The 21,907-nt window shown below is 71.3% G+C and carries 21 protein-coding genes and 1 riboswitch; of the genes, 13 read left to right on the plus strand and 8 right to left on the minus strand.

Annotation, left to right across the window (positions count from 1 at the left end; translation table 11 throughout):
- Positions 1-49: 49 nt before the first annotated feature.
- Positions 50-113: riboswitch (cobalamin riboswitch) on the plus strand.
- A 108-nt stretch (positions 114-221) separates the two neighbouring features.
- From E1193_RS08875 to E1193_RS08885, 3 genes are all read left to right on the plus strand, one after another.
- Positions 222-1,157, plus strand: coding sequence for an ABC transporter substrate-binding protein (locus E1193_RS08875; protein WP_132182044.1), 936 nt, complete (start codon positions 222-224; stop codon positions 1,155-1,157).
- A 100-nt stretch (positions 1,158-1,257) separates the two neighbouring features.
- Positions 1,258-2,286, plus strand: a complete 1,029-nt coding sequence (locus E1193_RS08880; RefSeq protein WP_243707440.1) for an iron ABC transporter permease — start codon at positions 1,258-1,260, stop codon at positions 2,284-2,286.
- Positions 2,283-3,092: an ABC transporter ATP-binding protein gene (locus E1193_RS08885; protein ID WP_132182046.1), complete on the plus strand. Its 810-nt coding sequence runs from the start codon at positions 2,283-2,285 to the stop codon at positions 3,090-3,092. Before E1193_RS08880 ends, E1193_RS08885 begins: the two co-directional genes overlap by 4 nt.
- An 87-nt stretch (positions 3,093-3,179) precedes the next feature.
- On the opposite strand, the gene E1193_RS08890 is transcribed toward E1193_RS08885, so the two are convergent.
- The 4 genes from E1193_RS08890 to E1193_RS08905 all read right to left on the minus strand — a co-directional run bounded on the left by E1193_RS08890 (position 3,180) and on the right by E1193_RS08905 (position 7,059).
- Positions 3,180-3,938: a VOC family protein gene (locus E1193_RS08890; RefSeq protein WP_132182048.1), complete on the minus strand. Its 759-nt coding sequence runs from the start codon at positions 3,936-3,938 to the stop codon at positions 3,180-3,182.
- A gap of 179 nt (positions 3,939-4,117) precedes the next feature.
- Positions 4,118-5,356 carry a serine hydrolase domain-containing protein gene (locus E1193_RS08895; RefSeq protein ID WP_132182050.1) on the minus strand — a complete coding sequence of 413 codons (1,239 nt, stop codon included), beginning with the start codon at positions 5,354-5,356 and terminating at the stop codon, positions 4,118-4,120.
- Between the two features lie 135 nt (positions 5,357-5,491).
- Entirely contained in the window at positions 5,492-6,181 is a 690-nt protein-coding gene (locus tag E1193_RS08900) for a response regulator transcription factor (RefSeq protein ID WP_279433310.1), read from the minus strand.
- A gap of 17 nt (positions 6,182-6,198) precedes the next feature.
- A complete protein-coding gene (locus E1193_RS08905) occupies positions 6,199-7,059 on the minus strand; it encodes a histidine kinase (protein WP_132182054.1) in 861 nt (286 codons plus the stop codon).
- Between the two features lie 262 nt (positions 7,060-7,321).
- Between E1193_RS08905 and E1193_RS08910 the strand changes: the two genes are divergently transcribed.
- From E1193_RS08910 to E1193_RS08920, 3 genes are read left to right on the plus strand one after another with little or no spacing between them, the layout of a single operon-like run.
- On the plus strand, positions 7,322-9,277 hold the full coding sequence (locus E1193_RS08910) for a hypothetical protein (RefSeq protein ID WP_243707437.1): 1,956 nt from the start codon (positions 7,322-7,324) through the stop codon (positions 9,275-9,277).
- A gap of 11 nt (positions 9,278-9,288) precedes the next feature.
- Positions 9,289-9,963, plus strand: a complete 675-nt coding sequence (locus E1193_RS08915; RefSeq protein WP_132182058.1) for an ATP-binding cassette domain-containing protein — start codon at positions 9,289-9,291, stop codon at positions 9,961-9,963.
- A gap of 16 nt (positions 9,964-9,979) precedes the next feature.
- The gene (locus E1193_RS08920) at positions 9,980-10,336 is read left to right on the plus strand and encodes a hypothetical protein (protein WP_132182060.1); all 357 of its coding nucleotides are present in this window, start codon (positions 9,980-9,982) and stop codon (positions 10,334-10,336) included.
- 101 nt (positions 10,337-10,437) lie between these two features.
- Here E1193_RS08920 and E1193_RS08925 read toward each other — a convergent pair whose 3' ends face one another.
- Positions 10,438-12,513 carry an AAA family ATPase gene (locus E1193_RS08925; protein WP_132182062.1) on the minus strand — a complete coding sequence of 692 codons (2,076 nt, stop codon included), beginning with the start codon at positions 12,511-12,513 and terminating at the stop codon, positions 10,438-10,440.
- Positions 12,514-13,011: 498 nt separating this feature from the next.
- Here E1193_RS08925 and E1193_RS08930 point away from each other — a divergent pair, with 498 nt between their 5' ends.
- The gene (locus tag E1193_RS08930; RefSeq protein WP_132182064.1) at positions 13,012-13,863 is read left to right on the plus strand and encodes a menaquinone biosynthesis protein; all 852 of its coding nucleotides are present in this window, start codon (positions 13,012-13,014) and stop codon (positions 13,861-13,863) included.
- Positions 13,864-13,877: 14 nt separating this feature from the next.
- Here E1193_RS08930 and E1193_RS08935 read toward each other — a convergent pair whose 3' ends face one another.
- Positions 13,878-14,819, minus strand: a complete 942-nt coding sequence (locus tag E1193_RS08935; protein ID WP_132182066.1) for a hypothetical protein — start codon at positions 14,817-14,819, stop codon at positions 13,878-13,880.
- Entirely contained in the window at positions 14,819-15,796 is a 978-nt protein-coding gene (locus E1193_RS08940) for a hypothetical protein (RefSeq protein WP_132182068.1), read from the minus strand. Before E1193_RS08940 ends, E1193_RS08935 begins: the two co-directional genes overlap by 1 nt.
- A gap of 360 nt (positions 15,797-16,156) precedes the next feature.
- Between E1193_RS08940 and paaA the strand changes: the two genes are divergently transcribed.
- From paaA to paaE, 5 genes are all read left to right on the plus strand, one after another.
- Positions 16,157-17,221 (plus strand): 1,2-phenylacetyl-CoA epoxidase subunit PaaA, encoded by a 1,065-nt coding sequence (gene paaA / locus E1193_RS08945; protein ID WP_132182070.1) that lies wholly within the window; start codon positions 16,157-16,159, stop codon positions 17,219-17,221.
- The gene (gene paaB, locus E1193_RS08950) at positions 17,218-17,529 is read left to right on the plus strand and encodes a 1,2-phenylacetyl-CoA epoxidase subunit PaaB (RefSeq protein WP_132182072.1); all 312 of its coding nucleotides are present in this window, start codon (positions 17,218-17,220) and stop codon (positions 17,527-17,529) included. Before paaA ends, paaB begins: the two co-directional genes overlap by 4 nt.
- A 116-nt stretch (positions 17,530-17,645) precedes the next feature.
- A complete protein-coding gene (gene paaC, locus E1193_RS08955; protein WP_243707438.1) occupies positions 17,646-18,377 on the plus strand; it encodes a 1,2-phenylacetyl-CoA epoxidase subunit PaaC in 732 nt (243 codons plus the stop codon).
- Positions 18,378-18,550: 173 nt separating this feature from the next.
- Entirely contained in the window at positions 18,551-19,027 is a 477-nt protein-coding gene (paaD, locus tag E1193_RS08960) for a 1,2-phenylacetyl-CoA epoxidase subunit PaaD (RefSeq protein WP_132182074.1), read from the plus strand.
- The gene (gene paaE, locus E1193_RS08965; RefSeq protein WP_132182076.1) at positions 19,024-20,145 is read left to right on the plus strand and encodes a 1,2-phenylacetyl-CoA epoxidase subunit PaaE; all 1,122 of its coding nucleotides are present in this window, start codon (positions 19,024-19,026) and stop codon (positions 20,143-20,145) included. Before paaD ends, paaE begins: the two co-directional genes overlap by 4 nt.
- Here the strand turns inward: paaE and E1193_RS08970 are convergent.
- Positions 20,123-20,317, minus strand: coding sequence for a hypothetical protein (locus tag E1193_RS08970; protein ID WP_132182078.1), 195 nt, complete (start codon positions 20,315-20,317; stop codon positions 20,123-20,125). The genes paaE and E1193_RS08970 overlap by 23 nt on opposite strands.
- A 275-nt stretch (positions 20,318-20,592) precedes the next feature.
- Here E1193_RS08970 and mqnC point away from each other — a divergent pair, with 275 nt between their 5' ends.
- Entirely contained in the window at positions 20,593-21,783 is a 1,191-nt protein-coding gene (gene mqnC / locus E1193_RS08980; protein ID WP_132182080.1) for a cyclic dehypoxanthinyl futalosine synthase, read from the plus strand.
- Positions 21,784-21,907: the final 124 nt, after the last annotated feature.

The following is a 21,907-nucleotide window of genomic DNA, read 5'->3' on the forward strand; positions in this document are numbered from 1 at the left end:
GACAGCCGCTGGTCGTGCGCTACCGTGGCACCGATCAGCCCGCAGCGAAGCCGGTGCGAAACCGGCGCTGTCCCGCAACTGTGATGCCCCGCCGGAAGCGGGGACGAGCCAGGTCGCCTGCGGGCCGGTCGCGATACGCGCTCTCGAGGAAGGGCGCCTCGCGGACGGGCACGCGCAGCGGACCCTGTCGGCGAAGCACCACCTCGACCGACAGGAGGAACATGTCCCGCCGTACCCCCCGGCTCTTCGCCGCCGCCCTCGCGGTGGCGGCGCTCACCCTCGGCGCCTGCGCCGAGAAGACCTCGCACGACACCCCGGCCACCGGCAGTTCGGCGGACGCCGCCTTCCCGGCCACCGTCGGGAGGCTGACGCTGGAGAAGCGGCCCGAGCAGATCGTGTCGCTCTCGCCGACCGTGACCGAGATGCTCTTCGCCATCGGCGCCGGCAAGCAGGTCGCCGCCGTCGACGACCAGTCGAACTACCCGCCGGAGGCGCCGAGGAGCGAGCTGTCCGGCTTCCAGCCGAACGCCGAGGCGATCGCGGCCAGAGGCCCCGACCTGGTGGTCCTCTCCAACGACACCAACAAGATCGTCGACCAGCTCACCGCGCTGAAGATCCCGGTGCTGCTCACCCCGGCCGCGGCCACCCTGGACGACAGCTACCGGCAGATCACCGACCTGGGCACGCTGACCGGCCACCCGAGCGAGGCGGCCGACGTCACCCGGCGGATGAAGGACGAGATCGCCAAGCTCACCAAGGACCTGCCGCAGCGGCCGGAGAAGCTGACCTACTTCCACGAGCTGGGCCCCGAGCTGTACACCACGACCAGCAAGACCTTCATCGGCTCGATCTACGCCCTCGCGGGGCTGGAGAACATCGCCGACGGCGCCGACCCCGACGGCAAGGCCGGCGGGTACCCGCAGGTCTCCCAGGAGGTCATCGTCAAGGCCGACCCGGACTTCATCTTCCTCGCCGACGTGCAGCAGGCGAAGCAGAGCGCGGCGACCGTCAAGGCACGCGACGGCTGGGCCGGGCTGAGCGCCGTCAAGAACGACCGGGTCGTGGAACTCGACGACGACGTGGCCTCCCGTTGGGGCCCGCGCGTGGTCGATCTGCTCCGCGCGATCGTCGAGGCAACCGCCAAGGTCCCCGCGTGAGCCCGACCCGTCCGTGACGGTGCGCACCACGCCACTTCGGCGGGCCGGCACGCCCGACCCGGCCCGGCCCGCCGGCGTACCCGCCGGCCGGCCGGCCGGGCTGCGCAAGCGGTGGCTCGCCGCCGGTGTGCTGGCGGTGCTCCTCGCCCTGGTCGCCGGGGTCTCCCTCGGCCCGGTCAGCCTGCCGCCCGGCGGTGTCGCGGCCGAACTGCTCAACCTGCTGCCCGGGGTGCACCTCGACAGCGGGTTGACCGCCGGGGAGACCGCCATCGTCACCCAGCTGCGACTGCCCCGGGTGGTGCTCGGCCTGCTCGTCGGCGGATTGCTCGCCCTGGCCGGCGGGGCGTACCAGGGGGTGTTCCGCAACCCGCTCGCCGACCCGTACCTGCTGGGCGTGGCGGCCGGGGCGGGGCTGGCGGTCACCGCCGTCATCGCCCTCGGCGGGGCGAGCGACCCGCTGTCCGGGCTGCCGCTGGCCGTGCCGCTGGCTGCCTTCGTCGGCGCGCTCGGCGCGGTGACGATGACGTACCTGCTCGGCGCTGCCGGTGGGAAACGCCGCTCCCCGGCGACGCTGATCCTGGCCGGGGTGGCCGTCTCGGCGTTCCTCTCCGCCGGGCAGACCTACCTGCTGCAACGGCACTCCGACAGCATCCAGCAGGTCTACTCCTGGCTGCTGGGCCGGCTCGCCACAGCCGGTTGGCACGACGTCCTGCTGGTGCTGCCGTACTTCGCGCTCACCGCCGTCGTGGTGCTGCTGCACCGCCGGGAACTGGACGTGCTCTCCCTCGGCGACGACGAGGCAGCCGGCCTCGGGCTGCACCCGCAGCGCTCCCGGTACCTGCTGATCGCCGCCGCCTCGCTCGGCACCGCCGCGGCCGTGTCCGCCTCCGGCCTGATCGGTTTCGTCGGGATCATCGTGCCGCACACCGTGCGGCTGCTCGCCGGGTCGAGCTACCGGGTGATCCTGCCGCTGTCGATGCTCTTCGGCGCAGCGTTCCTGGCGATGACCGACGTGGTGGCCCGGACCGCCGCCGCGCCCGCCGAGATCCCGATCGGCGTGGTCACCGCCCTGCTCGGCGGCCCGTTCTTCGTCCTGGTGCTGCGAACCGCCCGGCGGGTGCTCTCGTGAACCCTGGTAGCACCGGCACCGGCACCGGCACCTCCCCGGCGGTTCAGGTGCGCGACCTGCACGTCACCCTCGGTGGCGCGCCGATCCTGGCCGGCGTCGACCTGACCGTCGCCGCCGGGGAGTGGGTCACCGTGATCGGCCCCAACGGCGCCGGCAAGTCGACCCTGTTGCGGGCCGTCGGCGGCCTGCTCCCCGCCGGGCACGCCGTCACCCTCTGCGGTACGCCGCTGCGGGCGATGCGTCCCCGCGCGCGGGCCCGGGTGGTGGCCACCGTCGCCCAGTCCCCGGTGGTGCCGGCCGGCATGTCGGTCCTCGACTACGTGCTGCTCGGCCGCACCCCGTACATCCCGCCGTTGGGCCGCGAGTCCGCCGCCGACCTGGCCGCCGTGCACGAGGTGCTGGACCGGCTGGACCTGGCCGCCTTCCACGGCCGGGAGTTGGCGACCCTCTCCGGCGGGGAGCGGCAGCGGGTCTTCCTGGCACGGGCGCTGGCTCAGGGCGCCACCCTGCTGCTGCTCGACGAGCCGACCAGCGCGCTGGACATCGGCCACCAGCAGGAGGTGCTGGAGCTGGTCGACCAGCTCCGCCGGGCACACGGCCTGACCGTGCTCGCCACCATGCACGACCTCTCCATCGCCGGCGAGTACGCCGACCGCCTGGTGCTGCTCGCCGACGGCCGGGTGGTCGCCGACGGCCCGCCCGTCGAGGTGTTGACGGAGGAACTGCTCGCCACCCACTACCGGGCGCACGTCCGGGTCGTCTCCGGCGAGCACGGCCCGCTCGTCGTCCCGGTCCGCCCGCGCTGACGGCGCTTCTGCCGCGACCTGCCGCAGATCGCGGTGTCCGTCGATGGAGATACCGCGACCCGGCGTACCTTGTGACGGCGGGAGTCCTCAGGCGGCGAGGGCGAGGATGGCGAAGAGGGCGCCCTGCGGATCGCGGAGGATGGCCCGCCGACCCTGGGGGGAGTCCCGGGGCGGGACGAGGACGGTGCCGCCCAGCTCCACCGCGCGGTCTGCGGCGGCGGCGTCGGCCACCGCGAAGAACACCGACCAGTACGCGTTCACCTCAACGGGCCGCCCCTCCGGCGGCGACGTCATACCGGCCACGATCCGCGCCCCGCACCGCCAGCCCGTGTAGGTGATCGACCCCGTCGGCTCGTCCATCGGGTGCCAGCCGAAGACCAACTCGTAGAAGCGCCCGGCGCCTTCCGGGTCCGGAGTGACCAACTCGTTCCAGGCCATCGCCCCGGGAACCCAGAGCACCTCCGCGCCGCGCATCGCCATCGGCTGCCAGACACTGAACGTGGCCCCGGCAGGGTCGGCGAAGACGCCCATCCGCCCCTGGTCGAAGACGTCGAAGGGGGCGACCAGCACCTGCCCGCCGGCCGCCTCGACCCGGGTGGCCGCCAGATCGGCGTCGTCGGTGGCCACGTACGTCGACCAGACCGACACCTGGTCGGAGACGGCCGGTGGACCGGCCCCCGCCACCGCTCGGCCGTCCAGCAGGAAGGTGGTGTAGCCGCCCGCCTCGGGCTGCCGGGACACCCGGTCGGTCCAGCCGAACAACTGCCGGTAGAAGCGTCTCGCGTCCGCCAGATTTGGGGTGGCCAGGTCGGCCCAGCAGGGCGTGCCAGGCTCGACGCCGCTCACGGTGACCCCCTCCGCTGGTGGGGTGGCCGGACGGCTCACCCTGCCGGCATCGTGGCACCGCCGGATCGGCCGCCGGGCCGGAACCGGACAAATGGTCAGGTGAAGCGGCGTTCCTCGTCCCGCCGGCACGGGGTGCCACGCGTACCGCCGCCCGGCCCCGCGCCGGCCACGGCTTTGCGTCAGCGTCGCGCCGCGACCCGCTGCCCGGGCGCCACCGGCAGCGGACGGACCAGCGCCGGCCCGCCGGGGAGCGGGGCCACGGTGCGTGCCCCGGCCGGAGCCACCGTGCGCGCCGCGGACGACGCGCCGCCGAGCGCCGTGACCAGGAAGGCGAAGGTGGCGTCCGCGATCGGGTCGGGTGTGCCGGGCACGGCGTAGTGCGTGACGTTGCTGCCCAGGGTCACCTGGCGGGTGCCGTCGGGGCTGTGCAGCGAGATCGCGCTGTGGCCGAAGACCAGGCCGTCGTGCCCCCAGTAGGGCCCGCCGGGCAGAGCCAGCCAGAACAGTCCGAGGCCGTACCCGCCCACCTCCGGCTGCTCGGGCACCAGCGGCACCGTGGTGCGCATCCGGGCCAGTTCGGCCCGGCGCAGCAGCCGGCCGCCGAGCAGGGCCCGGAAGAAGCGGTTCAGGTCGGCCGACGTGGAGATCAGCTCCCCGGCCGTCCACGCCCACGACATGTTCGTCTCGCTGAAGTCCCGCAGGGCGCCGTCGTACCAGGGCAGGTAGGCGGCGCTGTGCGGGCCGGCGATCCGGGTGCGGCGGCCCGGGAAGTACGTGTCGGTCAGCCGCAGCGGGCGGATCAGACGACGGCCGATCTCCTCGGTGGCGCGCCGTCCGGTCACCTGTTCGATGAGCAGCCCGGCCAGGATGTAGTTGGTGTTCGAGTAGTCGAACCGTTCGCCCGGCGCGCCGGTCCGTGGCGCGGCCAGCCCGAGCCGGACCAGCTGATCCGGGGTGAACGTGGTGTACCGGTGGCGTTCGACGTCCTCACCGGAGGTGAACAGGACGGTGTCGTAGTCACCGATGCCGCTGGTGTGGTTGAGCAGCATCTCGACGGTCACCCCGTCGACGGCGTACTGCGGCAGGTGGCGGTCGATCGGGGCGTCCAACGCCAGCCGGCCCTCGCCGACGAGTTGCAGCAGCATGGTGGCCACGAACGTCTTGGTGATGCTGCCGACCCGGTGCTGGAGGCAGTCCCGCATCGGCCGCCCGGTGTCCAGGTCGGCCAAGCCGCTCGCACCCCGCCAGCGGCTGCCGCCGTCGCGCGCCTCCGCAAACACGCCCACCATCCCGGCGTCGGTGACGGCGGACAGCCCGGCGGCCAGTGCCTCCCCGGGCAGTCGTCCCGCCGCCTCCGCCCGTTGCGGCGTGCCGGCCAGTCGTGCCGCGACCGCCAGCGCGCCGCCGGCCCCGGCCATCAGTAAACCTCGTCGTGACAGCTGCCTCGCACTCCCTCATGGACGATCACCGTCCATGGTCGCCGGTGTGGGCAAGCCGGGTCACGTCAGCCCAGCCATGGAAACCGACACACTCCCGCCCTTTCCGGATGAGCGCTATGGCCGTTGGTCAGGTGCGGGGGGAGACGCGGGATTCACGAGGCCGGCATCGTACGCGGCGATCACAAGCTGCACCCGGTCGCGGGCCGCGAGCTTGCTCAGCAGGTGTGAGATGTGGGACTTGACGGTCTTGACGGCGATGCTGAGGTGCGCGGCGATCTCGTCGTTGGACAGCCCCTGCCCGATGAGGCCGAGCACCTCGGCCTCCCGGGCGGTCAACTGATCGAGCCGGGACTGCGCGGAACCGGCAGCGACGGTGTGCCGCCGGTAGACGTAGTGCTCGACCAGGCGCGCCAGAATCGACGGGGCGAAGAGTGACTCACCGCTGTGCGTACGCCTGATGGCATTGAGTAGATCGTCGGGCCGGCTGTCCTTGAGTAGAAAGCCGCTAGCCCCGGCACGCAGAGCGTGGAACACATACTCGTCGAGGTCGAACATGCTCAGGACCAGCACCCGGGTGTGCGCGAGCTCCGAGAGCCGGCAGATGCCCCGGGTCGCCTCGATGCCGTCGAGCCGCGGCATCCTGACATCCATGATCACCACGTCGGGCGCGGTGGCCCTGGCGGTGGCAACAGCCTCCACACCGTCGCCGGCCTCCCCCACCACGGCGAGATCAGGCTCGGCACTGATGATCATCGCGAGGCTTTGCCGGAGCAGGGGCTCGTCGTCGACGAGTACGACCCGCACGGGCCGATCGCACTCGGTCACGCCGCCCCCTCGGGAATGATGGCTTCGAGGCGGAACCCCGCAGGTTCTCCCTGCTCCTTCGCCCGCGGCTCCGCCGTCAGGGTCCCACCCAGGCTGCTCACCCGTTCCCGCAACCCGATGAGGCCGTGGCCGGCGCCGGGCCGGACGGCCCAGCCCCGGGTCGGCCCGGCGTCGTCGATGGTCACGCTGACCGCCGCCGGGGTTCGCGTCAGGCGGACGTCGACGGTGGTCGAGCCGGCGTAACGCGCGCTGTTGGCCAGCCCTTCGCGGACGACCCGGCAGATCGCCACCTGAGCGCCCGGAGACACGGCGCCGAACTCTTCCTGGGTCAACTCCACGCGCAGGCCGGCCCGGCGGGCACCCTCGATGATCTCCGGCAGGGATGCCAGGGTCTCCGTGGGGTGGCGGGCGGGACGGTCGTCGACCTCCCGCAGCGCGTCCAGCATGCGGCGCAGTTCGACCGTCGCCTTCCGGCTGATGGCTTCCACGTCCTCGATGGCGGCCAGCAGCGCCTGATCGTCCGGCTTGCGGGCGTGCAGATGCGCGGCGGCCGCCGCTCGTACGGTGATCATGCCGAGGCCGTGGGAGACGATGTCGTGCAGGTCGCGGGCGAGGCGCAGGCGCTCGGCGAGCACCGCCTCCGCGACATCCCGCCGCGCCATCGCCCTCTCGTGCTCGGCCCGCTCGACCAGCAGCCGGACAATCGCCCAGACGGAGACCGCCGCGAAGCCGAACAGCAAAACGGTGACCCACGGCCAGGTGAGCCCGAGCGCGAGGACGGCCATCATCACGATGAGCAGCGCACCGGCCGGCAACAGTAGCCACGATTGACGGGAGCGACGCCGGCTCTCGGTCATGCGGTGAACCCTACCGTTTTCCGGTTCTCCCGGTTGTGTCGGTGGGTCCGTGGTCCCTCGGTCATCTTGATCCGGGAGGTCGCGGGTACCCGCATCGGACCACGGTCTGACGGGCTCAGGGCCGACAAAGGACTCCGGATACCGCCCACGGCCCGATGTTCCGTCGCGCTCCGCCTGGTTGTTTGGAGTACGGCGGGTGGCACCACCTCCCGCAAGAGTCTCTAGAGATCGCCCGGGAGGGTCGTTGTACAGGCGCGTGGTAATGGTGGTCGCAGCGGCCCTGTTCTCTCTGCTGGCTCTGGTGGCGGTGATCGTCACCGATCTGCACGACCGGGACTTTCCGCAGGCCATAGGCGCGGAAAGCAGGCTGGGCCTGGACTTCGGGGAATCGCAGTTCAGCGACCGGGAGGCGTTCTCGGCACTGGCGCAGATGGATGCCGACTGGAACCTGGGACTGGTGAGGATCGCACCGGACCTGGCCGGCGACAGCGACGGGCTCGTTCTCGTTGCCCTCAACGACGGGAGCCTGCCCGCGACGTTCCGCTGGTTCAGCGGCTCCGGTGTGGGAAAGGTCGTTGGCAGGGATCGGCTGGCCAACTCCTCGCCCGACGGATCCTATCTCGTCACAGGCGACAGCGCCCGGCTCGGCGAGTTCGAGAGCCGGCTGGGCAGCGCGGGCGTACGGGTGACCCGAACCGACGCGTCCATCACCGACAGTCTCCGGTTCGCCATGCGGGAGGGCGGTTTCGCCGCGGCCGTCCTGGCCGCATTCGCCCTCATCGCGGCGCTGGCGCTGTTCTGGCTGTCGATGAAGGCGCGTAGCCGCGCGCTCCGGGTGCTCGGTGGCTGTCCCACGTTGCGTATCCAGGCACAGGACCTGGGCGGGTTCGCGGCCGCACTGCTCGTTCCGGCAGCCGCTGTCACTCTCGCGGCCGCCGGCTACGTAGGCCTTGCTCGTGGTTGGCTGTACGTCAGCGTCTTCGTCAAGGCGCTGGCCGGCGTGGAGATCGCGGTCATCGCCGTGTCACTGCTGGTTGCCCTGGCCATGTCGGCCTCCGCTTGGCCTAGTGCCACCATGCTGGCCACCCGCCAGCCCGCGGTGAAGAGCCTGCGCTCGGCGGCCGTGATCCTCCAGGCGCTGACCTTCCTGTTGGTAGTGGGCGCGGCCGGACCGGCCTGGTCGGCGTATCGCAGTTCGTCCGCCACCGCCGCCGAGATGGCGCAGTGGAAGAACCTGGCGGACCAGGTCGTCGTCCAGTTCGGGATCAGCGACGAGGAGATGACCAGCCTCGAACCGCAGATCGGCAACCTGATCAAAGACGGTGAATCGGCCGAAGCGGTCGCCTTTTCGTACACCTTTTCGGCGGAGCAGTGGGAGGGCGATTTCGGCGACTACTCGGCGGTCAGCTTCGTGAACCAGCGATGGCTCGACCTGATGACCACGAGCGCGCCGCCGGACGCGCTCACGCCGGTGCCGTACGACCGCGTGAAAGACATGGTCACCCGAGAGTTCGGCGAGACGTTCAAACTGTGGTCGAGAAGCCAGGGTGCCAGTGGGGAGATCCTGTCGGGCTTCGGATACCTGCGGCCCGCGGACGGATTCCGACTGCCGGTCGGTCGGGGTGGCGGCGGCGGGAGTCTGAGTTTCCTGGACGATGTCCTTGTCGCCGTCATGCCGTCCCTGCACTCGACGATCAATGACCAGGACCTGACGTCGATGGCCTCGAGCAGGAACATCCTGTTCACCGGCGTAGCGGCCACCCAGGCGTTGTTCGAGCGCAACAGGCTCGCCGCAGCGGCCCTGAGAGACCGGGGGGTCAAGGGCGAACTGGGTGTCGTCTACGTCGCGGAGGACGGGATTCTTCGGGCGCAGTTCATGGCGTACCTGGTCTGGCTGATGAATCTCGCGCTCGCCGCCCTGGTCGTCGCCTTCGCGGTCGCGGCCGCGATCAGTGCATTGATCACGGCCCTGTTGCACGCGAGGCGCGACTTCCCGTTGAGGTTGTCCGGCCGGTCGTGGGCGCGGATTCTGCAGAGCCGGGTGGTCAAGGAGTTGCTGGCCAGCGTGGCGCTCGTGGCCCTGGTCGCGCTGTTTCAGAGACCCGAGGCGATGGGGCCCCTGCTGGTGGCCGCGCTGTTGGGGGTGTTCGTTGTTCCGCTGAGCCATCTGTGTGCCGCGAACTGGTGTTTCGCCGGTGTCAGCAGGCGTCGAATCTGATGGGAGTTCCAATGCTGGTTGAGGCCGAGGACGTTTCCGTGGCGATCGGCGGGCGGCAGGTGCTCGACGGCGATTTCGTACGCTGCGAGCCCGGGACGATGACCGCCCTGGTCGGCCCGAGCGGGTCCGGGAAGACCACGCTGCTGCACTGCCTCGGGCTGCTGTTCCCGGTCAATCGGGGCCGCATCCTGATCGATGGGAGGGACGCCACGAAGTACGGCTCGGCGGCGCGGCGCCGGTTCTGGCGTGACCACGCGGCGTTCGTGTTGCAGGACTACGGGATCATGGATGAGGAGTCGGTCGCCTTCAACGTCTCAATGCAGTCGAGCCTGCTGGGCAGGCGGGCCACCGGCGACGGGAAGCGGCTGGAGCAGGTTCTCGAGCAGACCGGGCTGGCGGGCCGGCAGGACGAGGTGGCCAGCCACCTCAGCGGTGGCGAGAAACAGTGGCTCGCGCTGGCCCGCGCCATCTACAAGCGAGCCGCGGTCGTGTTCGTCGACGAGCCCACCGCGTCGCTCGACGCCGCCAACCGGCGAAAGGTCATCGCCCTGTTCGCGGAGTTCGCCGCGAGTGGTCGCACGGTCATCGTGTCCACGCACGACTCGGAAATGATCGAGGCCTGCAGCTCACGGCACGAGATCGGGAGCGGACGAACTGCCGCGCACCCCGTCAGTCAGTCCCACTAGGGCGGAAGGACTCCCCATGTCACTGGAATCCAAGATCGCGATCTGCGCTGTGGTGGTGGTCACCGTCGGCGCGGGCGCGGCTGCGGTTCTCGGCGGTGTGATCCCGATGTCGAGAAACACTCACCCACCTTGCGGGGAACTACCAACCACGGCCGAGGCCACTGCGGCGCTCACCAGGAACCAGGCCTTCGCCACCGACATCGAGGCGTTGGGGAAAGGCATCTCCGTCAACGTGGGCTCGCCGTGCCCCAAGGGCCAGGACCGTGCGCTGATCCAGGTGACCTACGGATCGAAGCCCGAGCGTGAGGCCATCGACAGCCTGCTCGCGCGCCGTGACGGGTTCGGTGTTCCGATGTATCTCGTCGAGAAGTAGCGGAGTGACCGGGTCGTCGGTCGACAACGCCACCACCGCGACGTCGGCGGCTGCGCCCTTGCTGCGGGCGGTCGTGCGTCTGCCGCAGGTCGGGACGCCAGTCAGCCCAACGGGGCGGGCAGCGGGGCGGTGTGCAGCACGGTGAGTCGGGAAACCGCCCGGGTCAGCACCACGTAGAGCCGGTGCAGGCCACGTGGCTCGGCGGCCACGATCGCGGCCGGCTCGACGACGACCACGTGGTCGTACTCCAGGCCCTTGACCAGGGTCGCGGGGACCACGGTGACCCGCGCCGCGGCCTCGACGTCGTCGGCGGTCGCGGTGTCGATCCCGGCGGCGGCCAGCGCCGCGCGCAGCCCGGCCACCGCGTCGTCGGCGGTGATCACGCCGACCGAGCCGTCGTGGCCGAGCGCCGCCCGCACCTCGGCCACCGTCGCGGCCGTCAGGTCGGTCACGGTACGCACGTCCAGCGCGCCGTCGCGGCGCAGCGACTCGGCCGGGGGCACGTCGACGGCGAGTGCCGGCAGCAGCCGGTTGGCGAACGCGACCACCGCGGCGGGCACCCGGAAGCCGACGCTCAGCGGCACCACCGTCGCGTCCGGCTTGCCCAGGTGGGCCAGGGACTCCCGCCAGTCGGTGGCGGCCCAGGGCGCGGTGCCCTGGGCCAGGTCGCCGAGGAGGGTGATCGAACCGTGCTCGCTGCGCCGGGCGATCGCCCGGCACTGCATCGGGGAGAGATCCTGTGCCTCGTCGACCACCACGTGTCCGTAGCCGCCCGGGCGTTCGACCAGCCCCGCCGCCTCGTCGACCAGCACCGCGTCGGCGGCCGTCCACCTCGTTGCCTTCGGGGTGCGGCCGAGTCTCGTGCCGGTCGCGTCCCGGCCCGCCGGGGCGCCGAGCGAACGGCTCTGGAGCAGTGCCTGCTCGTCGGCGGTGAGCAGTCCGTCGGCCGCCGCCGCGAGCGCGTCGGCGTCGGACCAGAGTCGGTGCAACAGCCCTTCCGGGGTCAGCGCCGGCCAGACCGCGTCCAGGAAGGCGGTGACCGGCTGCGCCTTGCCCATCCGGCGCAGCCAGGCGTCGTTGGGCGATTCGGCGCGCCGCGCCTCGGACTGGCGTTGCAGCAACCCCACCACCCGGGCGCGGACCCGTTCCCGCCCGGTGGCGTACGGCAGGCCCTCGCCGCGGGTCTCCTCGACCACCCGGTGCAGCGGGTCCAGGCCGATCCGCCAGCGGTACGAGCCGTCCGACACCATGATCGGCTCGGTGGGTGTACCGATGTGCGCGTCGACGGCCCGGCGCAGCACCTGGGCCATCCGGACGTCGTGCTTCAGCACTGCCACGGTGGGGTCGTCGACCGCCCGGACCGGCACCCGGGCGACCAGGTCCTCCACGGTGGCCTGCGCGACCTCGACCTCGCCCAGCGCGGGCAGCACCGCCGCGATGTACGACAGGAACGCCCGGTTCGGACCGACGATCAGCACACCCGATCGGCGCAGCCGTTCCCGGTGCAGGTAGAGCAGGTACGCGGCCCGGTGCAACCCCACTGCGGTCTTGCCGGTGCCCGGCGCGCCCTGGACGCAGATCGAGTCTGCCAGGTCGGCCCGGACCAGTTCGTCCTGCTCGGGCTGGATGGTGGCGACGATGTCCCGCATCGGGCCGACGCGGGGACGTTCGATCTCGGCGGTGAGGATCCGGCTGGCGGTGCCCAGCTCCTCACCCCGGTCCAGGTGCTCGTCCTCGAAGCTGGTCAGCACCCCGGCGTTGAAGCCGAACCGGCGGCGGACGGAGACGCCCTGCGGATCACGGGCGCTGGCCCGGTAGAACGACCGAGAGACCGGGGCCCGCCAGTCCAGCACCAGCGGTTCACCGAGGTCGTCGGTGACGTGCCGCCGCCCCACGTGGTAGTCCCGCCCGGCGTGGTCGGGGTCGACCGGCCCGAAGTCGAGCCGGCCGAAGAAGAGCGGCGTGGTCGGGTCGTCGGCCAGCTCCTTGACCCGCCGGGCCATGTGCCGGCCGAGCTGCTCGGCGGTGTACGCGTCCCCCGCGACCTTGTCACCGGTGGCGAAGAGCGCCTCGGCACGGTCTCGCATCCGGCGCAGGGCGGCGCGGGAGGCGTCCAGGTGGGCGCGTTCGGCGGCGAGTTCGCCGTCCAACGACTGTTCTTGGGCGTGCAGGGTCATCCACGTACTCCTCGACACGGGAAACAACACTGCCGCTCGCGTTTCCGACAGGGTGGTCGGCGCGGGGACGTCCGCTGCGGTGCTACACACCGCGGCCGCCGGGCGGGACAGAGCAGTTTACTCCGGGCGACGGGCCGGGCAACCGGATTTTCGCCGGTGGGCGCAGAACCGCTGGGGTCCGGGCGCGGCCCTGAACCGGCTGTGGAACCTGGGTGCGAATATGGTTCGCCCGGGGGCGCTGCTCCCCGTCACCTATCGATCGTCCCAGCCGGGAACACGGGGGAGGCGACCCGGGCTCTGCTGGTCCACGGCCTCCAGGTCGATGACCCAGATCTGTCTTCAAGTCCCATAGTCTGCGCTCAAGTCCCGTGCTGGTCACCGGCGTACGGTCAGCCACCCGGGGGACGCGCCGGTCGAGGCGGGCCCGAGGGTGCGGGGTTGGCCACTTCCGGGCCGGCCCGCTGAGCCGGGCGCGTACGGCGGGGATACGGTCGGGCCATGGCTGAGCGCGTGGCCCGCCCCCGGGTCGGACACATCCAGTTCCTCAACTGTCTGCCGATCTACTGGGGGCTGATGCGTTCCGGCGCGCTGCTCGACGTCGACCTGCACAAGGACTCGCCGGACCGGCTCAGCGCGGCGCTCGTCGCCGGTGACCTGGACATCGGGCCGATCACCCAGGTGGAGTACCTGCGGCACGCCGACGAGCTGCTGCTCCTGCCGGATCTGGCGGTCGGCAGCGACGGGCCGGTGCTCTCGGTCAACGTGGTCTCCACCCGGCCCCTGGCGGAGTTGGACGGCGTGCGGGTCGCCCTCGGCTCGACCTCCCGGACCGGGGTGCTCCTGGCCCAGCTCCTGCTCGCCGAGCGTTACGGGGTTCGTCCCGACTACTTCCGCTGCCCGCCCGACCTGACCCAGATGCTGCTGGAGGCCGACGCCGCGGTGCTGATCGGCGACGTGGCGCTGCGCGCCCTGTACGAGGCACCCCGTCGTGGGCTGGAGGTCACCGACCTGGGCCAGGCATGGCGGGACTGGACCGGCCTGCCCATGGTCTTCGCCGTCTGGGCGGTACGCCGCGACTTCGCCGCTGCCCACCCGGGCATGGTGAAGGAGGTGCACGAGGCGTTCCTGCGCTCCCGTGACCTCTGTCTCGCCGAGCTTGACCAGGTCGCCGAGGCGGCGGCCCGCTGGGAGCCGTTCGACACCGCGACCCTGGCCACCTATTTCCGCACCCTCGACTTCTCTCTGGGTGAGCGGCAGGTGGCCGGGCTGCGCGAGTTCGCCCGGCGGGCGGCGGTGGCCGGGGAGACCCCGCCGTTGCCGGCGACCGGCCCGCAGTTCTTCGCCGGCTGAGCCGGCCGAACCGCTCAGACGTCCTTGCCGAGCACCGCCTCGGTGATCTTCTGACAGTTCTTCATGCCGTACTCGTAGCCCAGCCCGATCGGGTAGCGGACCATCACGCCCATCGTCCAGTCGTCCGCGATCGCCAGGCAGTTGACGTGGATCTCCTGCTCCCGGGTCCGGTCGACCCAGCCGTTCTTGATGGCGATGGTTCGGCGCTCGGCAGCGGGGAACGCCTTGCGGATGCCGAAGTCACCGGTGCCGCGGACCAGCCGCATCTCGTTCAGCAGCCACTTCGTCCACTTCGGACCGGCCGCGCGCCCGTCCTTGATGCAGGCGCCCAGCCGGGCGGTGTCCCGGGGGGAGAGGTTCGTCCGGCTCCAGCCCTTGTCGGCGGACGGGCTGCTGTCGGTGGTCTCGCAGATCGAGATCATCCGCTTGATCGAGGCGGACCGCCCGACGGAGTTGTAGAACTGCTCGGTCCGGGTGTTGTCGCTGTCCCGGATGATCAGCGTCGCGTCGGCGAGTTTGGCGTCGCTCGGGGTCTTCCCGTCCTCGGCGGTGGTGCGCAGATAGTCGGCGACGATCCAGGACTTGATCAGCGAGGCGGTGGTGCTGGTCTCGGCCATGTTCTCCGAGCCGATGAACTTTCCGGTCCGGGCGTCCAGGACGCTCCAGGCGTACCAGCCCTTGAGATTCAGGTCGACCTGCTCGTTCTGGAACGGCAGCGGCTCCAGCGACGGCGACGGCGTCGGGGACGCGGCCGGCCGGCTGCTGCGATCGGACGGCTGGCTGGTGGACCGCTCCGTAGTGGACGGGTCGCCCCAGCGGGCGGCCGCCGCCGAGGCCAGCGGGGAACCGGGGAGCAGTCGCAGCGACACCAACACCAGACCGATCAGCAGGGCGGAGAAGGCGGCCAGCCGCAGCACGGACGAGTCACCGCGCCGTCCGCGCCGGTTGCCGGCCATCAGAGCTTCCCGACCGGCTGCTGCGGCACCTTGAGGGCCGCGCCGGGCTGCGGCGTGACCAACTGGGTGGCGACGCTGGCGCAGACCTTCGCACCGTATCCGAGCTTGCTCTTCTGCGGGTAACGCAGCATCACGGCGAGGCTCCATTTGTCGGTGACGGCAAGGCAGTTTACGTGCCAGTTGCCGTCGTAGTTCAAAGCCGTCCAGCCGTTCTTGATGCTCACCGGCCCCTGTGCCTTGATGGCGGCGGGCAGGCCGTCGATGATGCCCCATTTGCCGCCGCCCGAACGCAACTGCTGGTCGGTGACGCTGCCGCGGACCTTGGCCATCTCGTCCAGCACCCACTTCGTCCACTTCGGGCCGGCGGCCCGACCGTCGGCGACGCAGTCGCCGAGGCGGACGGCGTCGCGGGGGGACATCCGGGTGAAGCTCCACCAGCCCTCGTACGGGGACACGTTGCCGCGCTTGGTGTCGGTCAGGCCGCAGATCCTGATGGCCCGCCGGATGACCGGGTCGGGCTGTCCGTTCCCCTCCACCCGGTACGTGCCGCCGGCGGCGGCGAAGACCTTGTTCGCCCCGGTGTCGTCACTGTCCCGGATCGCGGTGCTCGCCGCCTTCTTCAACGCCGCCGGCGGCTCCTTGTCGCCGAGTTGGCGCAGGTAGTCCGAGACGATCCAGACCTTGAGCATGGACTCGGTGGAACTGGTCCGCGCCATGTTCTCCGAGCCGGCGATCTCACCGGTTTCCCGGTCCATCAGGGCCCAGCCGAAGAACTCGCCGGTGAAGTTCACCGAGACCTTGCCGGCGGCCAGGGTCGGTGCCGGGGGCTCGGTGGGCTCGGGAACGGGGACCTGCTCGGCCCCGCCGCCGAGGCCGCCGTCGCCGTCGGACAGCCGCGCGTACGCGGCCGGAACCAGCAGACCGACGCCGAGCAGGACCGCAGCTACGGCGAGCACCATGATCACGCGAGATCGCATGAGTGGGTGAACTCCAGATGTCAGGGCCGGGGGGACCGGCTGTGCCGTCAGGGGTCGACTCGATCGCCCGGCCGGGGGATGGTGGCCGTTGTCGGCGATCGTCAGCAGCCGATCGGTGTGACGGGGGAAGTCTACTTTCGGAAAGGCGACACGCCAGTTCCGACGCGTATGTAATTGCTGTGAAGGCGGGTTATAGAACCGATATGCACGACTTGGGGGGATTCATCTTGAAGAAGTGGCACAAGTCATAGCCGGTTTCCGGTCGATGCCGCCGGGCGGCGGCAGCCCGGCGACCCGAGGGATCTCGGAATCCTGTTACACCCTCTGGTGTCGAATAGATGGAGCTGTAACACTTGGGGCATGTATGGCAACGACTTCGCCGCGGTGGATGCTCCCGACGGTGGCCTCCTCGGCCAGGTCGAGGCGGCTGAGGCGGCACTGCGCGCCGCGGCGGCCCGTGGTCGCGGCGGCGCAGTGGCAGCCGGCGCCGATCCCGAGTCGTACTTCGCCGACGTGATCAACGCCGACCAGAAGATCGAACCGCGCGACTGGATGCCGGAGGCGTACCGGAGGACGTTGATCCGACAGATCGCCCAGCACGCGCACTCCGAGATCGTCGGGATGCAACCCGAGGGAAACTGGATCAGTCGCGCGCCGTCGCTGAAGCGCAAGGCGATCCTGCTGGCCAAGGTGCAGGACGAGGCTGGCCACGGCCTCTACCTCTACGCCGCCGCCGAAACCCTGGGAGTCAGCCGCGACGAACTGGTCGACCTGCTGCTCAGTGGCCGGCAGAAGTACAGCTCGATCTTCAACTACCCGACGCTGACCTGGGCCGACGTCGGCGTCGTCGGCTGGCTGGTCGACGGTGCGGCGATCGTCAACCAGGTGCCGCTGTGCCGCTGCTCCTACGGGCCGTACGCGCGGGCCATGATCCGGGTCTGCAAGGAGGAGTCGTTCCACCAGCGGCAGGGCTACGAGATCCTGCACACCCTCGCCCACGGCACCCCGGCGCAGAAGGCGATGGCGCAGGACGCGGTCGACCGCTGGTGGTACCCGTCGCTGGCGATGTTCGGCCCGCCGGACGGCGACTCCACCCACTCCGCCCAGTCCATGGCCTGGAAGATCAAGCGCTTCTCCAACGACGAGCTGCGCCAGCGCTTCGTGGACATGTGCGTGCAGCAGGCCGAGACGCTCGGCCTCACCCTGCCCGACCCGGGCCTGCGCTGGAACCCCGAGCGTCAGGCGTACGACTTCACCCAGCCCGACTACGACGAGCTGATGCGGGTCATCTCGGGCGACGGGCCGTGCAACCGGCAACGGATGGCACACCGGCGGCGCGCCCACGCCGAGGGCGCCTGGGTCCGCGAGGCCGCCGCGGCGTACGCCGCGAAGCGGGCGCGGCACGAGGAGAGGGTGGCGGCGTGAGCGAGCGAACCGGTCGGCCAGGCGAACGGCAGCCTTCGCCGCTCTGGGAGGTCTTCGTGCGGGCCCGGCGTGGGCTGTCGCACACCCACGTCGGCAGCCTGCACGCCCCCGACGCCGAGCTGGCCCTGCGCCACGCGCGGGACCTCTACACCCGCCGACAGGAGGGGGTGTCGATCTGGGTGGTCCCGTCCGGCGCGATCACCGCGTCCAGCCCCGACGAGAGGGACGCCTTCTTCGACCCGGCCGCCGACAAGGTGTACCGCCACCCCACCTTCTACGAGGTGCCGGACGGGGTGGCCCACCTGTGAGCGCGAGGAGTGAGCCGGTTCTGCGAGCCCCGCAGTCGGGAACGGAGACCAGCCCTGTGAGCGCGAGGAGTGAGCCGGTTCTGCGAGCCCCGCAGTCGCGAACGAAGACCAGTCCTGTGAGCGCGAGCGGCCCCTTCGAGTTCACCCTCGCCCTCGGCGACGACGCGCTGGTCGCGGCGCAGCGGCTCGCCGAGTGGACCTCCCGCGCGCCCGAGATGGAGGAGGACGTCGCGCTGTCCAACATCGCCCTCGACCAGCTCGGCGCGGCCCGCCTGCTGCTCACGTACGCGGGCGAGCTGGAGGGCGCCGGCCGGGACGAGGACGCGCTGGCGTACCTGCGTGACGACCGGGAGTTCCGCAACTGCCTGCTGGTGGAGCTGCCCAACGGCGACTTCGCGGTGACCATGGCGAAGCTGTTCTTCCTGGCGGCGTACCAACTTCCGCTCTACACCGCACTGGCCGGCTGCGGCGACGAGCAGCTGGCCGCGATCGGCGGCAAGGCGCGCAAGGAGTCCGCGTACCACCTGGACCACGCCGCGCTGTGGGTGCGGCGGCTCGGTGACGGCACCGGGGAGTCGCACCGCCGGATGCAGGCCGCCGTCGACGGGACCTGGCCGTACGTCCACGAGTTGTTCGCGGCGGACCCGGCGGCGCCGGTCGACCCGGCCACCCTGCGGGCCGACTTCGACGCCACCGTCACGACCGTGCTCGCCGAGGCGACCCTGACCCGGCCGGAGAGCGGCTGGGCGCCGGCCGGCGGCCGGGACGGCGTGCACACCGAGCACCTGTCGTACCTGCTGGCGGAGATGCAGGTGCTGCACCGTGCCCACCCCGGGGCGCGGTGGTGAGCGCGAGGAGTGCAGCGCAGCGGAGCCCCGCAGTCGCGAACGAAAGGCTGGCACTGTGAGCGCGAGGAGTGCAGCGCAGCGGAGCCCCGCAGTCGCGAACGAAAGGCTGGCACTGTGAGCGCGAGGAGTGCAGCGCAGCGGAGCCCCGCAGTCGCGATCGGAGGCTGGCACTGGTGAGCACGGCGAGGGCCGCGGTGGCGGCGGTGGTGGACCCGGAGATTCGGGTGATCACCATCGACGAGCTGGGCATCCTCCGGGCGGTGGACGAGGATCCGGCGACCGGCCGGGTGACCGTCACGATTACCCCCACGTACACCGGCTGCCCGGCGATGGACGTGATCCGGGCGGACATCCGCCGGGCGCTGGCCGCCGCTGGCCACCCGGACGCGGAGGTACGCACGGTCCACGCGCCCGCGTGGAGCACCGACTGGATCTCCGAGCGCGGGCGGGCGAAACTGGCCGAGGCCGGCATCGCCCCACCCCCGCCGGCCGCGTCCGGCGGGGTCGTGCCGCTGACCCTGGCCGTGCGTTGCCCGCGCTGCGGCTCGCCCGAGACCGAGCAGATCAGCCGCTTCGGCTCCACGGCGTGCAAGGCCCTCTGGCGCTGCCGCGACTGCGCCGAACCCTTCGACCACCTGAAGGCGTTGTGACTGTCACGATCACCCGGCCGGCCCGCCGCCGGCCGGTCTTCCACCCGCTGCGGGTCGCCGCCGTCGACCGGCTCACCGACGACGCCGTGGCGATCACCTTCGCCGTGCCGGAGGAGTTGCGGGAGATCTTTGCGTTCGCCGCCGGCCAGCACCTCACCGTGCGGCGTCCGGCCGGTTCCGCCGATGCCGACGGCGCGGACGTGCGGCGGTCGTACTCGATCTGCTCGGCGCCGGACGAGCTGGCCCGGCACGGCCGGTTGCGGATCGGGGTGCGGGAGGTTCCCGGCGGCGCGTTCTCCGCGTACGCCTGCGGCGCCCTGCGGCACGGTGACACCGTCGACGTGCTGCCCCCGCTCGGGCACTTCACCACGGCGTTCGCGCCGGACCGGGTGCGCCGCTACGGCGCGGTGGTCGCCGGTTCCGGCATCACCCCGGTGCTCTCGCTGGTCGCGACCGCCCTGGCCGTCGAGCCGGCCAGCACCTTCACCCTGGTGTACGGCAACCGTACGGCCAACACGGTGATGTTCGCCGAGGAGTTGGCCGACCTGAAGGACCGCTACCCCACTCGGCTGCACCTGGTGCATGTGCTCTCCCGCGAGCGGGGGGAGTCGCCGCTGCTGTCCGGCCGGATCGACGCCGAGCGGCTGACCCGGCTGCTGGACACCATCGTGCCCGGCGAGGCGATCGAGGAGTGGTTTCTCTGCGGCCCGTACGGGATGGTGGTGGACGCCAAGGCGGTGCTGGCCGGGCGCGGGGTGCCGGAGTCGGCGGTGCGCAGCGAGCTGTTCCACGTCGACACCCCGCCGGAGCCGGTCCGCCGCCCGGCCGGTGAGCCGGGAGCGGGCACGGAGGTGACGATCGTGCTGGACGGCCGCTCGTCGACCTTCACCATGGGGCGTGCGGAGCGGGTGCTGGACGCCGCGCTGAAGGTCCGCGGCGAGCTGCCGTACGCCTGCAAGGGCGGGGTCTGCTCCACCTGCCGGGCGAAGATCGTCGACGGCGAGGTGACGATGGCGCGCAACTACGCGCTGGAGCCGGCCGAGGTCGCCGCAGGGTACGTGCTCACCTGCCAGTCCAGCCCGACCACCGACACCCTCACCGTCGACTACGACGCGTGAGGCGGCGGGCGGTCCAGTGGGTGAGGTCGGAGTGGTGCTCGACGAGCTTCACCGGCTCGCCGCAGGCCTCCTCGATCACCTTGACCGCGTCGTCCAGGTGCGCCGGCGACGTGGCCGCGATTCTCAGCAGCGCCAGGCAGGAGAGAAGCGCTGCCCGTCGACGGACTGACATGCTGATACATCGTTCGACGCACTTTGCCGCCGGTCGCCGCCAGCTGAAGGGCGCTGACCACCCGCTCGGGGATCCCGCGTTGGCGGACCCATTGGTCCAGCAGATCCCAGTGGTGGCTCGCCTGGTCGATTCGCTCCCGAACCAACTGAGCTTGCTGATGGTGGCATCATTCGAGCAAACCTTGGTTTGCGTCGTCGGCTCATCGTTCCGGTGGTTGGTCACAGCGGGCGGATGTCGCCGACGTAGCTCCCGACAGGCGACGTACCCTCGGAGGCGTGACGGTGAGCCGGGAGATCGACGACATCCTGCAACGCGGCGCGGACGGTGGGCGGATCACGCCCGAGGAGGCCCTGCTGCTCTACACCGAGGCGCCCTTCCACGCCCTCGGCGAGGCGGCGGACGCGGTCCGTCGGCGGCGCTACCCGGACAACATCGTCACGTACCTGATCGACCGCAATATCAACTACACGAACGTCTGCGTGACGGCGTGCAAGTTCTGCGCGTTCTACCGGGCCCCCAAGCACCGGGAGGGCTGGACCCACCCGACGGAGGAGATCCTGCGCCGGTGCGGCGAGGCGGTCGAGCTGGGCGCGACCCAGGTGATGCTCCAGGGCGGGCACCACCCGGACTACGGCGTGGAGTACTACGAGGAGCTGTTCTCCTCGGTCAGGAAGGCGTACCCCCAGCTCGCCATCCACTCGATCGGGCCGAGCGAGATCCTGCACATGGCCAAGGTCTCCGGGGTCAGCCTGGACGACGCCATCGCCCGGATCAAGGCGGCCGGGCTCGACTCGATCGCCGGTGCCGGTGCCGAGATGCTGCCGGACCGTCCCCGCAGGGCGATCGCCCCGTTGAAGGAGTCCGGCGCCCGCTGGCTGGAGGTCATGGAGTTGGCTCACCGGCAGGGCGTCGAGTCCACCGCCACGATGATGATGGGCACCGGCGAGACCAACGTTGAGCGGATCGAGCACCTGCGGATGATCCGCGACGTGCAGGACCGCACGCGGGGCTTCCGGGCGTTCATCCCGTGGACGTACCAGCCGGAGAACAACCACCTCAAGGGCCGCACCCAGGCCACCACCTTGGAATACCTGCGGCTGGTCGCGGTGGCCCGGCTCTTCTTCGAGACGGTGCCGCACCTGCAGGCGTCCTGGCTGACCACCGGCAAGGACGTCGGCCAGCTCGCCCTGCACATGGGGGTGGACGACCTGGGCTCGATCATGTTGGAGGAGAACGTCATCTCCTCGGCGGGCGCCCGGCACCGCTCCAACCTGCACGAGCTGATCGGCATGATCCGCTCGGCGGGCCGGATCCCCGCCCAGCGGGACACCCTCTACCGGCGGCTCGCCGTGCACCGGACGCCGACCGACGACCCGACCGACGAGCGGGTCGTCTCGCACTTCTCCTCGATCGCCATGCCGGGCGGCGGTGCCGGCAAGACCCTGCCGCTGGCCGAGGCCCGCTGACCGGCCGAAAGGTTCGATGGTGGTCGCCGGGACGGCATTCGTGGTGACCGTTCGGACGACGAACATGGCCGATGCTCCACGGCGGGAGTCGCCGATCCGATAATCCCGGATGACGATCCGGCAT

It is taken from the genome of Micromonospora sp. KC606, assembly GCF_004348675.1.
In the GTDB taxonomy this organism is placed as follows: domain Bacteria; phylum Actinomycetota; class Actinomycetes; order Mycobacteriales; family Micromonosporaceae; genus Micromonospora.